The sequence below is a fragment of the Haliea sp. E1-2-M8 genome (assembly GCF_030649675.1).
Taxonomy (GTDB): Bacteria; Pseudomonadota; Gammaproteobacteria; order Pseudomonadales; family Halieaceae; genus Haliea.
This window is the reverse complement of sequence record NZ_JAUTDR010000088.1, coordinates 1-652: the sequence shown is the minus strand read 5'-3', so window position 1 is coordinate 652 and position 652 is coordinate 1. Positions and strand designations below refer to the sequence as shown.

The following is a 652-nucleotide window of genomic DNA, read 5'->3' as shown; positions in this document are numbered from 1 at the left end:
CGGTGTCTGTCAACATAGTTGCCCGGTCATTCATGCAAAATGTTTCGCGGCTATTTCATGATCCGCAGCTCTGCACACAACATCCCGTTCCGGGTTCAGCGTGACGCTGTCGATCCGCTCCCAGTTGCGCGTAGCCCGGCCGCGCCAGCGCTCGGGATGCCGTGCTTTCGCCTGCTGGTAAACGGCGTGCCGCGCAGCCAGCACAGCAGTGTCCCTGCCTGTGTGCCGCTCGTTCGGCGTCACGTAGCGAATCCCGCTGTGGCGGTGTTCATGGTTGTACCAACGCTCGAAGTCAGCCGCCCATCGACGCGCCTCATTGAGGTCGTTGAATCCGCGCCTTGGGAACTCGGGCCGGTACTTCACAGTCTTGAACGCGGCTTCCGCAAAGGCGTTGTCATCGCTGACACGAGGACGCGAGTAGGATGGGTTAATACCCAGCCAGTTGAGCATGCCCAGCACCGTTGTCGCTTTCAGGGTGGAACCGTTATCGCCATGCAGCACAAGTTTGTTCCGATACCCGGCCACGCCTTCGGTCAGCGCAGCGCGCTTCACGACGCGTGCAGCATGGTCAGCGTCATCGCTGTCGTGCACTTCCCAGCCAACGATCTTGCGGCTGAACACGTCGAGGATCAGGTACAGGTAGAACCACTGG

General features: G+C 60.6%; 1 protein-coding gene. It reads right to left on the bottom strand.

The features are described from left to right. Positions 1-30: 30 nt before the first annotated feature. Positions 31-652: integrase core domain-containing protein (locus Q6D67_RS21670; protein ID WP_304707927.1), on the bottom strand; the 622-nt coding region annotated here is incomplete at its 5' end.